The 10,534-nt window shown below is 61.1% G+C and carries 13 protein-coding genes; 9 read left to right on the forward strand and 4 right to left on the reverse strand.

Annotated features, from left to right (window positions below):
• The first annotated feature begins 17 nt into the window (after window positions 1-17).
• Both ychF and ACTQV3_RS04960 read left to right on the forward strand, forming a co-directional pair.
• Complete coding sequence (gene ychF / locus ACTQV3_RS04955; RefSeq protein WP_089572784.1) at window positions 18-1,094, forward strand: redox-regulated ATPase YchF; 1,077 nt, start codon at window positions 18-20, stop codon at window positions 1,092-1,094.
• Window positions 1,095-1,105: 11 nt separating this feature from the next.
• Entirely contained in the window at window positions 1,106-1,489 is a 384-nt protein-coding gene (locus ACTQV3_RS04960; protein ID WP_427719441.1) for a DUF1648 domain-containing protein, read from the forward strand.
• 9 nt (window positions 1,490-1,498) lie between these two features.
• On the opposite strand, the gene ACTQV3_RS04965 is transcribed toward ACTQV3_RS04960, so the two are convergent.
• Entirely contained in the window at window positions 1,499-1,888 is a 390-nt protein-coding gene (locus ACTQV3_RS04965) for a hypothetical protein (protein WP_441068033.1), read from the reverse strand.
• A gap of 76 nt (window positions 1,889-1,964) precedes the next feature.
• Here ACTQV3_RS04965 and ACTQV3_RS04970 point away from each other — a divergent pair, with 76 nt between their 5' ends.
• Entirely contained in the window at window positions 1,965-2,183 is a 219-nt protein-coding gene (locus ACTQV3_RS04970; protein ID WP_427719445.1) for a helix-turn-helix domain-containing protein, read from the forward strand.
• Window positions 2,184-2,500: 317 nt separating this feature from the next.
• On the opposite strand, the gene ACTQV3_RS04975 is transcribed toward ACTQV3_RS04970, so the two are convergent.
• Window positions 2,501-3,514 (reverse strand): asparaginase, encoded by a 1,014-nt coding sequence (locus ACTQV3_RS04975; protein ID WP_441068035.1) that lies wholly within the window; start codon window positions 3,512-3,514, stop codon window positions 2,501-2,503.
• A gap of 268 nt (window positions 3,515-3,782) precedes the next feature.
• Between ACTQV3_RS04975 and guaA the strand changes: the two genes are divergently transcribed.
• Window positions 3,783-5,381, forward strand: a complete 1,599-nt coding sequence (gene guaA, locus ACTQV3_RS04980; protein ID WP_441068037.1) for a glutamine-hydrolyzing GMP synthase — start codon at window positions 3,783-3,785, stop codon at window positions 5,379-5,381.
• Window positions 5,382-5,998: 617 nt separating this feature from the next.
• Here guaA and ACTQV3_RS04985 read toward each other — a convergent pair.
• Window positions 5,999-6,412 carry a helix-turn-helix domain-containing protein gene (locus ACTQV3_RS04985; protein ID WP_169277778.1) on the reverse strand — a complete coding sequence of 138 codons (414 nt, stop codon included), beginning with the start codon at window positions 6,410-6,412 and terminating at the stop codon, window positions 5,999-6,001.
• Window positions 6,413-6,552: 140 nt separating this feature from the next.
• On the opposite strand from ACTQV3_RS04985, the gene ACTQV3_RS04990 reads away from it, so the two are divergent.
• From ACTQV3_RS04990 to ACTQV3_RS05000, 3 genes are read left to right on the forward strand one after another with little or no spacing between them, the layout of a single operon-like run.
• Complete coding sequence (locus ACTQV3_RS04990; RefSeq protein WP_006681531.1) at window positions 6,553-6,756, forward strand: hypothetical protein; 204 nt, start codon at window positions 6,553-6,555, stop codon at window positions 6,754-6,756.
• A gap of 1 nt (window position 6,757) precedes the next feature.
• Window positions 6,758-7,828, forward strand: coding sequence for a tyrosine-type recombinase/integrase (locus ACTQV3_RS04995; RefSeq protein WP_441068039.1), 1,071 nt, complete (start codon window positions 6,758-6,760; stop codon window positions 7,826-7,828).
• A gap of 5 nt (window positions 7,829-7,833) precedes the next feature.
• Window positions 7,834-8,259, forward strand: coding sequence for a plasmid mobilization protein (locus ACTQV3_RS05000; protein ID WP_073293290.1), 426 nt, complete (start codon window positions 7,834-7,836; stop codon window positions 8,257-8,259).
• A gap of 83 nt (window positions 8,260-8,342) precedes the next feature.
• Here the strand turns inward: ACTQV3_RS05000 and ACTQV3_RS05005 are convergent, their stop codons facing one another.
• On the reverse strand, window positions 8,343-8,594 hold the full coding sequence (locus ACTQV3_RS05005; protein WP_073293292.1) for a hypothetical protein: 252 nt from the start codon (window positions 8,592-8,594) through the stop codon (window positions 8,343-8,345).
• Between the two features lie 540 nt (window positions 8,595-9,134).
• On the opposite strand from ACTQV3_RS05005, the gene ACTQV3_RS05010 reads away from it, so the two are divergent.
• Window positions 9,135-9,506, forward strand: a complete 372-nt coding sequence (locus ACTQV3_RS05010) for a YraN family protein (protein WP_073293294.1) — start codon at window positions 9,135-9,137, stop codon at window positions 9,504-9,506.
• 203 nt (window positions 9,507-9,709) lie between these two features.
• On the forward strand, window positions 9,710-10,435 hold the full coding sequence (locus tag ACTQV3_RS05015) for a ParA family protein (protein ID WP_441535912.1): 726 nt from the start codon (window positions 9,710-9,712) through the stop codon (window positions 10,433-10,435).
• Window positions 10,436-10,534 lie beyond the last annotated feature (99 nt).

Below are 10,534 nucleotides of genomic sequence, written 5' to 3' on the forward strand. Positions count from 1 at the left end.
TACCAAAAGGAGCTGTCGTGTCCCTTTCCATCGGTATCGTGGGCCTGCCCAACGTGGGCAAGTCGACGCTGTTCACCGCGCTTACCAAAAAGACCGGCCTTGCCGCCAACTACCCGTTCGCCACGATCGACCCCAACGTGGGTATCGTCGATGTGCCCGATAGCCGCCTGCAAAAGCTCGCCGACATTGTCAACCCTGGCCGCATTGTGCCGGCTACGGTCGAGTTTGTCGACATCGCGGGCCTGGTGAAGGGTGCCAACGAGGGCGAGGGCCTGGGCAACCAGTTCTTGGCAAACATTCGCGAGACCGACGCTATCTGCGAGGTCGTGCGCTACTTTAAGGATCCCAACGTCATGCGTGAGGTGGGTCGTACGGGCGAGTTCGTCGATCCCGCCGGCGATGCCGACACCATCATGACCGAGCTTATCCTGGCCGACATGGGCACGCTCGAGAAGCAGCTGCCTAAGCTCGAGAAGGAGGCCAAGCGCGACAAGGAGCTCATGCCCAAGTTTGAGGTCGCCAAGCGCCTGCTCGCCTGGCTCAACGAGGGCAAGCGCGCCGCGTCCATGGAGATGACCGACGAGGAGCGCGCCGCTGCCAAGGGCCTGTTCCTACTCACCATGAAGCCCATCTTGTATGTGGCCAACGTGGACGAGGACATGCTCAACGAGGACCTGGCGCCCATCGATGGCGTCAAGCCGCTGCCGATCTGCGCCAAGATCGAGGCCGAGCTTTCCGAGCTCGATCCCGAGGATGCGGCCGACTACCTGGAGAGCCTGGGCCTGGAGCAGCCCGGCCTGGACGTGCTCGCGCAGGCAGCCTACAAGCTGCTCGGTCTGCAGTCGTTCTTTACGGCTGGCGAGATGGAGGTCAAGGCCTGGACGGTGCGTCAGGGCGCGACCGCCCCGCAGGCCGCCGGTGTCATCCATACCGACTTTGAGCGCGGCTTTATTAAGGCCGAGGTCATTGGCTATGACGACTACATCGAGCTCGGTGGCGAGCAAGGCGCCAAGGCTGCAGGCAAGCTGCGCATCGAGGGCAAAGAGTATGTCATGGCCGATGGCGACGTCGTGCACTTCCGCTTTAACGTGTAAGGACGGCGAGCATGTTTAAATATGGAAAAAAAGCTGGCTACATGGGCATCGCGCTGCTGGTGCTTGCAGTGCTTCCGCTGGTGGTCGCAGCGTTTGTAATCCCTAACATTGGTCCCGAGGTGGCAACAAAGTTTAATGCCGCCGGTGAGGTGACGCGCTGGGGCAAGAGCTATGAGCTGCTGGCGCTGCCGGTACTCAATCTGCTGCTGAGCGTGGCGACGTACTTTACGGCGGGACGCCAGGCAAAGAACAATGAGGACTCCGCCGCCATGGCGCGCATCGTGTGCGAGCGCTACCTGCGAAACGGCTGCATCACGGGCGTATTTCTCAACGTAATTAACGTCTACTTTATGTATTCGGCGATTACCGGCACAGGCTTTGGCCTGGGCTTTTAGCTTGCGCCTTTAGGCAACGAGCCTGCAAGCATATTCGATGGCTGCTGCGAGGCCGCCGCTCGATCGTGGTTGAAAGACCACATCGGCGGCGGCCTCGTTTTCGTATCCGGCACCGCGAAGGCAGAGCGCGATACCGGCTTCCAAGAGAAGGGGCAGGCCACACTGGCTGGTTGCTATTACTACGGCCTGGTCAAGGGTGCAGCCGTGCGTCTGGCATTGAGCGGAGAGCTCGCCTCTCGCCGGATCGGGGAGCAACGCGGTCGCAACACGGCTCGATAGCAGCGTAAAGGCCGTTCGTTCATCCGGGGAAAGGCATTCTGCTTCAACGACGACGAGCTTGGGCGGTGCGCTGTTTGTGCGAAGCGTGGCTCGGTACATGCGGACCGAAGAACCCGACATAGAAAACTCCTGTATATTAGGCAAAACGTAAACTATAGTTTACGTTTTTGTTTTGCTCCATTTCAAACTCGTCTGCATGAACGAACATGCGAAACAGATTCTTGGCGAGCGAGTCGAGCGGACGCGCAAGGCCCTTGGTATCTCCAAGGTCGATTTTTGCGTGGCGGTTGGAATCAGCCGACCTTATCTCGATCAAATCGAAAGCGGAACGGCAAACAGCACGCTCGAGATTTTATTTAAACTTGCGCCCGCGCTTGGCATGACGGTGTCAGAGCTTCTCGAGGGCATTGAGTAGGCGTTTTTGCCAGATTTGTCGTTTGCTGAACGGGTCCCCCCGACGGCGGCGTGCAAAAACCCGAGTATTCAGCATCCCTCAATAAATTGACAGCAACCGAAGGCGCAAATACGATGCTTGCTGTTTTTGATTATCCACAAAATTCATTATTATGAGGAATAATAGACGCGTGGGACGAGCCTATCGAGCCGAAAAGCGATTTACAGCTAGCGATTTTAACGTTTCCGGAAGGGGCGGGTGCTGAAAACTCCGCTTTTTGCACGTTCCGAGAGGTACCACGTGCCCCACAAGGCCCAAAGAGGCGGATTTTGTTTTAGCTACACCATCGGGATGCGGTCATGGTTGACTTGGCTGTAGAACAGGCGCTGAATCTCGGCCGCATCACGTGACTGGCCGAGCGCCCACATGGTCTTGGCCACGAGCGTTTCGGTGGTCATATCGTCGCCGCGTAAAATACCCGGATGGTCGGCGTAGGCACGGCCGACCTCATAAACACCCAGATCGAGGCCCTCTTCGGGGACCTGTGTGGTCATAACGACGGTGCGACCCGAATCGACCCAGCGGAAAATCGCCTCTTGGAATGACTCGTCGGACTCGCCAAACTCGGGAATACCGCCAATGCCAAAGGTCTCCAGAATTACGGCGTCGTAGCTATCGGTCAGGGCGTCCAATATGCCTGGATTCACGCCGGGCGTGAGCTTAAGGACAAACACGCGCGGGTCGATACGGTCGTAGAAACGAACCGGGCTCTCATTCTGGTGGGTGCCGTGGAGCCCGTTGCGCACGATGCGGTCGTTGCGGATGTAGGCAATGGGCGGATAGTTGACGCTAATGAACGCGTTAAAGCTCATGGTGCGCTGCTTGCGGGCGCGCGTGCCGGCGATGGCCACACCGCCAAACACGATTGAGACGTCGTGCGAATGCTCGTCAAGCGCATAGAGCAGGCTCTGGTACAGATTGAGCTTGGCATCGGTAAAGGGGTTGCCCATGGGCTTTTGCGAGCCGGTGAGCACGATGGGCTTGGGGCTGTCCTGAATCAGGTAAGAAAGCGCCGCCGCGGTGTAGCTCATGGTGTCGGTGCCGTGCAGAATCACGAAGCCGTCGTGGTCGGCATAGCCCTCGACGATGACGTCGCGGATACGCATCCAGTCACTCGGACGCATATTGGTGCTGTCGATGTTCATGGGCTGCACGACGTCGAGCTCGCAGAGGCCCGAGATCTCGGGGACGCTCTGGGCGAGCTCCTCACCGGTCAGGGCGGGGGAGAGGCCGTTGCCGTCCTCGGTCGATGCGATGGTGCCGCCCGTGGCGATGAGAAGGATGCGCTTCATGTTGGTGTTCCTATCGTATTTGCCGCCCCAGAGGCGGAGTCGTTCGGCAGTATTGTGGCACAGGGTGTCCAATGTTCAAACGTATTACATCATCTGTAACGTTTGGTAACACTTCAATTGCCGTCAAATAGGGGCCCTGGTCGTGCGTTTGCCGTGCGCTGAGGGCTGCGAGGGACGAGAAACCCCATATAACGTGTACACTATGGAGGTTATTTTCGTTCATTCATGCGGGTGGGCACCGGCTCCCCGCCAACAAGAGGGGGAAACCATGGATCAAAAGGCTTCCGCAAAGGTCCTCGTACTCGACTTTGGTGCGCAGTACGGTCAGCTCATTGCCCGTCGCGTCCGCGACCTCAACGTGTATTCCGAGATTGTTCCCTGCGACATCTCGGCCGATGAGATTCGCGAGATGAACGCCTCTGCGCTCATCCTTTCCGGCGGCCCGGCCTCTGTGTACGCCGAGGACGCTCCGTCCATCGATCCTGCCATCTTTGACCTGGGCCTTCCCGTCCTGGGCTTCTGCTACGGCCATCAGATCACGGCCGTGACGCTCGGCGGCAAGGTCGGTCACTCAGAGGTGGGCGAGTACGGCCGCGCCACTATTACGCGCACTGCCGGCGCCAAGCTCTTTAACTCCACGCCCATGCAGCAAACCGTGTGGATGAGCCACCGCGACGCCGTGTCCGAGGTGCCCGAGGGCTTTACCGTTACCGCCAGCACCGACGTGTGTCCGGTTGCCGCCATGGAGTGCCCCGAGCGCAAGATTTTCACCACGCAGTTCCACCCCGAGGTCAAGCACTCCGAGTACGGTCAGCAGCTGCTGAGCAACTTCCTGTTTGAGATCTGCGGTCTGGAGCCCAACTGGAGCATGGACAACCTGGTCGAGACCATGACGGCCGAGTTCCGCGAGAAGGTCGGCGACGACCGCGTTATTCTGGCCCTGTCCGGTGGCGTCGACTCCTCCGTCGTGGCTGCGCTGGGCGCTCGCGCTGTGGGCAAGCAGATGACCTGCGTGTTCATCAACCACGGCCTGCTGCGCAAGGGCGAGCCCGAGCAGGTGGAGGAGGTCTTCACCAAGCAGTTCGATGTCGACTTTATCCACGTTCACGCCGAGGACCGTTATGCCGAGCTTCTGGCCGGCGTGACCGAGCCCGAGGAGAAGCGCCGCATCATCGGTACTCAGTTCTGGAAAGAGTTCTTCGCCGTGGCGCAGCAGCTCGAGACCGATGGCAAGTCGGTCAAGTATCTGGCTCAGGGCACCATCTACCCCGACATCATCGAGTCTGGCGCTCGCAAGACGGGCGGCAAGACGGCCACCATCAAGAGCCATCACAACCTGATCCCGTTCCCCGAGGGCGTACACTTCGACCTCATTGAGCCGCTTGATCACTTCTTTAAGGACGAGGTCCGCGCGCTTGGTCTGGCACTGGGCCTGCCGGGTCATATCGTGTTCCGTCAGCCTTTCCCGGGCCCGGGTCTGGCCATCCGCATCATCGGTGCGGTCGACAAGGAGAAGCTCGAGATCCTCAAAAACGCCGATGCCATCGTGCGCGAGGAGCTGGATGCCTACAACCAGCGCCTGTTTGAGCAGACCGGCGAGCGCAACTCCGAGCACAGCTGCTGGCAGTATTTCGCGGTCCTGCCCGACATCAAGTCCGTTGGCGTTATGGGCGACGAGCGCACCTATCAGCGCCCGATCATCCTGCGTGCCGTCGAATCCAGTGATGCCATGACCGCCGACTGGGCCAAGCTGCCCTACGATGTGCTGGCCCGCATTTCCGGCCGCATCGTTGCCGAGGTCCCCGGCGCCAACCGCGTGTGCTACGACATCACGTCCAAGCCGCCCGCGACCATCGAGTGGGAGTAGGCTGATAGGGTTCTGACCTGCACTTTTGAGTGCCGTACTGTGCCGCTGAGTTTCGTTTCGTACGAGAGTCATGGCAAAGCCGTCAGCGACGGCGGTGAGTAAATACGAAAATTGAGCCTCCGTTCCCGTGCTGGGACGGAGGCTTTTTCTTTGCCTTTTTACTCCCTTTCACCTGCGATTTTGCTATTTACTCCCCGTATTTCAAGACGGCAAAGTATGGGGCGGTATTCGGAGGAATGGGAGTAAGAATTTATCCCAAGTGAGTAGACGTGCGATTTTTGTCCCCGATAACGAAAAGGGGCCGTTTTAGGTCCTTTGAAACTCAAATCGAACTCAATCGGCTTTTCGGCGGTCTCTGCACGGCGTTTCCCCAGGTGGTTAATGGGGAGTAAAGAATCTCGCCATCTCAATGAAAACGGGAGTAACCAGGGGAAATGCCGCGGCGTACTGCTGTGTGCTGCCGTGTAAGCCACCGCGTCATTTACTCCCCGTTTACGCTTGAAATGCCTTGGCATGCAATGGAGAGTAAAAACTCAGCATACGCAGGTGCGAGCGGAGCTCACCGACTATCCTGGCGCCCTGATTCGGTTTTAGTGGTAGCGAAATGCGGAGAGCTGCTACAGCGAGGCTTTCCAGTCCTCGTACTCGGCGGCGTCGATCTCGCCGTTCTCGAGCCGTGCGCGCTTCTCGGCCCACAGCTGGATCGCCATCGCCGCTTTGGGCGCGTGAGGCGCCTTGGGGTTCAGAGAGAGCCCCGTGCCGTCGGCTGCGGGCACGATGCCGAATGAGTCCTCGAGCCGCACGAGCAGCGATATGAGGTCGCCCGCGGTTTCGACGCCGTAATCCTTGAGGGCGTTGACGGATACGCCTAGTGCTGCGGCGATGGATTCGAGCAGCTCGGGCTTCACGGCGCGGATGCCGCTCTCGTAGTGGCGCACGGCCCCCTCGGTCAGGCCGACCGCCTCGGCAAGCTGCGCTTGCGTCATGCCGCGCGACTTGCGGTACCGCCTTATGTTCTCGCCTACGGACATGCGCCCTCCTCCTGGAATTACGTACCCGCACATCTTACCAGCGTACGCAAATGTACGCAATTCTATTGACAGTACAGATATGTACGTTTACTCTGAATCTGTAAACCGTACGTATCTGTACGCTAATGACAGGAGGAGCCATGGACGAGAAGGTGGCAAAGACGCCGAGACCGCACATGCTGGATGCGGACGAGGTTGCGGAGCTGCTGAGGATCAAGAAAGGCAGCGCCTACGAGGTGATCAGGAAGATAAACGCCGAGCAGGAGGCGCGCGGGCGCGTGGTTATCCGCGGACGCGTTCGAAGTGACGTCTTCGACGCCCTGTACTTCCCGGAGGTGGACTGACATGCCGGTGTACAAGGACGACAGCAACGGCACGTTCTTCGTGCAGTGCTACTACCGCGACGCCCGCGGCTCGAAGCGCCACAAGACAAAGCGCGGCTTCTCCTCCGAGGTGGAGGCGGCCGTATGGGAAAGCCAGTTCAAGAGCCTTAACGGCGGGGCCATGGACATGACGTTTTCCGAGTTCGTTGAGGTGTACGCCTCCGAGGTGAAGCCTCGCATACGTGAGCATACGTGGATCACCAAGGAGCACATCATCAACGACAAGCTCGTGCCGTTCTTTGGGGATATGCGCATGTGCGATGTGAGGCCGATCGACGTTATTAGGTGGCAGAACGAGCTTACTGAACACCGGGACGCCGACGGTAAGCCCTGGGCGCCGACGTACCTGCGCACGGTGAACAACCAACTCAACGCCATCTTCAACCACGCCGAGCGCTACTACGGGCTCACCGACAACCCGGTGCGAAGGGTCGACAAGATGGGCTCGAAGAAGGGCGGCGAGATGCAGTTCTGGACCAAGGACGAGTACCTGAGGTTCAGCGAGGCCGTCATGGACAAGCCGCTCTCGTTCCACGCCTTCGAGCTGCTCTACTGGACGGGCATCCGCTGCGGCGAGCTTCTGGCGCTCACTCCGTCCGACTTCATGCTGGAGAGTTCGCGTCTGCGCATCAACAAGTCGTACCAAAGCCTCCACGGCGTAGACACCGTGACCGATCCCAAGACGCCCAAGTCGGTGCGCACGATCGTCATGCCCGCCTTCCTGCGCGACGAGATGGCGGACTTCATCGAGCTACGAGACGACGTCGCCCCCGACGAGCGCCTGTTCGCCGTTACCAAGCACTTCCTGGCCCACGAGATGGAACGAGGGTGCAAGGCGTCTGGCGTGAAACGCATCCGCATACACGACATACGCCACAGCCACGTGAGCCTGCTGATCGAGATGGGCTTCTCCGCGCTGGCCATCGCCGAGCGCATGGGCCACGAGGCGGTGGACATCACCTACCGATACGCGCACCTGTTCCCCACGAAGCAGGACGAGATGGCCGCCGCCCTTGACGGGGCGAGGGGATAAGAAGGATGCCGTGCGAGAACAGCGCCCGCAAGCGCAGTAAGACGATGGCGTTCCGCTGCACGCCCGAGGAGCATAAGCTCATATGCGAGATGGCCGCCTGGAGCGGCATGAACAGGCAGGATTACATCATCGCCAAGCTCACCGATACCCAGGTCGAGGTGAGACCCTCTGTGAGCGTGCAGAAGGCGCTGAAGGACTCGATGGCGGAGTTGGCCAAGGAAGTACGGCTGGCGGCCTCCTACAGCGAGCTGAGCGAGTCTCTGCAGCAGAGAGTCGAGCACGTGATGAGGTTCTTCCTGGCGCTCGGCGAGCCTATTGACTCGCGAGTGGACGACGCGTCTCAGGAAGAATCGTTCCCGGCGATGGCGACTGAGGTCGAAACTAACGACAACGCCGACAATGCAAGTATCTTTGGAATGGGTCGCGGCTAACGCTCATCTAAGCGCCGACCAGGAACTGCGATTCTTTAGGGTGTTGCCCGCAAAGCAAATAGTTAATCTTCCGCGAAAGGAAGCTAAACGGTCCGTTCCTCGACATAGAGGATCTCGTTTTGCGCCTCCAGGATTCGCGCGGCGTCGCCGATGCGCTCGGCGCACCTCTCGCTTATCGACCTCAGGGCCAGGACCCCCTCGACGTCGAGCAGGTCCAGCTGGTCGGCGTGCGCCAGGGACTCGAGCAGCTGGTCCAGGCCCCTCGCCAGCCTTCCTGCATCCGCCACCGCGTCAAGCAGCTCACGACGCTCGTCCTTCTCGTTGATATCCATCATTGGCTGCCCTCCTTCTTCCGACGGACGTGTTGCGCAGCACCGTAGCCGTTCCGCATGGAGAACCATCTCGCCACCGCGATCCCGTGCGCATATTGGCCGCAAGCGGCGCGGGGAATGCCGTCCCGATGCGGACCACGGCACCGCGACTCGGGAACGCGCCGTCGTTCCCGCCGCGGCGTCGTCTCCAATCCCACGGGAGCCCAGCAACCGCCGACAGATCGCATCCCATGCCTGGAAGCCTCGGCGCCCATGCCTGATTCCATGCCGCACGCCTGCGCCCTTCCGATCCGAAACCCGCCCCGGCGTTCCTTGGACGCGCAGGGTCGCACGCCGGCAGGCGGCCCGCAAGGGCCGCGACACTTTTTCGGGTTCTTCGCTCCATGCGCTGCGCGCGCGAACAACGCGAAAAACTGCCGTCGGAATACTTCTATTTCCACGCCCGACTTCGCTTCCTCCCTTGCCGGCACGCCCGCGCCGCATGCGACTCACGCGACGCAAGGCACGCCACAGGGGCGGGCCTCCGAGTCTAAGGAGCAAGACATGAACGACATGAAGGAAAAGGCGATGGGCGCGGTCAGGACCTTCCTCGAGCGTAAGGGCTACGAGATCGTCGATGAGGCCTGGCAGGGGCCCGAGGGCATCGGCGGAATCGACCTCGTGGCGGTGGACGAGGACGGGACCCTGGTCTTCGTCGACGCCACGGTCCGGATCGGAACGGACGGCTTCCCCGAGGCCCACAGGGCGCGCGGGCTGCGCGAGGCGCTGGCGGCGACGTGGCTCGCCGGCAACGGCGACGACTACGCCGACACGCCGGTCCGCTTCGACGAGGTGGCGATGATGGTCGTCAAGGAAAACCGAGCGCTCCTGCGCCACCACATCAACTGCTTCGGCGAGATGGAGCCGCTCTCCTAGGCGGCGCGCCCGGCCCCGGGCTCCCGGGGCCGGGTTTCCCCGAATCCGCCCCTTGTACCACGAAAGCGTACATATCCGTACGTTTTCGTGGTACACTCCGCTTGTCGGACAAATCCGTACGGTTTTGTCCCGACGCTCCGAGACTCGGGGCGCGCCGGACCGGATGCGCCGAGGCGCGCCCCACGCTAGAGAGGACGCGACCCATGCGCACGATAGCCATTTCCAACTACAAGGGCGGCGTCGGCAAGACGACGACCGCCGTGAACCTGGCGGCGATCTTCGCCGCCCGGGGCCTTCGGACCCTGCTTGTCGACCTCGACCCGCAGGCGTCTGCCACAGACTTCTTCGGCCTCTACGACCGGGCCGTCTCCGAGCGGCGCACGTCGGTCGAGCTGCTCTACGGCGGCGCGCCCGTGGAGGAGGTCGCCTACGCTGCCGGGGAGAACCTCGACGTGGTGGCCTCGACCATCGACCTCGTCGACCAGAACGAGATGCTCCTGCGCGAGCAGCGACTCAAGTTCGCCCTCGACGACGCCTCGGGCTCCTACGACGTCTGCCTCATCGACTGCAGTCCCGTGATGCGCAGGCTCGCCTTCAACGCCTACCTCGCCGCGGCGGAGGGCGGCATGGTCGTCATCCCCGTGAAGCTCGACTCCACCGTGATGCGCGGCACGGCGCTCACCGTCGAGGCGACGCGCTCCATCGCCGACGCTCTGCGCATGCCCACGCCCCGCTGGAAGATACTGCGCACCTGCGTGCCCGGCCGCATGACCAACGCCGAGGCCACGGGCGCGGCCGTGCTCGACGGGTTCTTCCCGGACGAGCAGTTCGAGACGGTCATCCACGCGAGCAGCAAGGTCTGCGAGGGCAGCTGGCAGTGGAAGCCGGTGGCCGCCTTCGAGCCGGGGAGCCGCCCCTGTATTCCGTAACATCTAAATCGACAAAAACGGCAGCATAAAGTCGACACTTCCCGCAAGGGGCATGCTGACCAGATCGCAGGGCTATCTTGGTGGTGCTTCGTATCTACC

This window comes from Collinsella sp. LCP19S3_A7 (assembly GCF_052121995.1).
Lineage (GTDB): Bacteria > Actinomycetota > Coriobacteriia > Coriobacteriales > Coriobacteriaceae > Collinsella.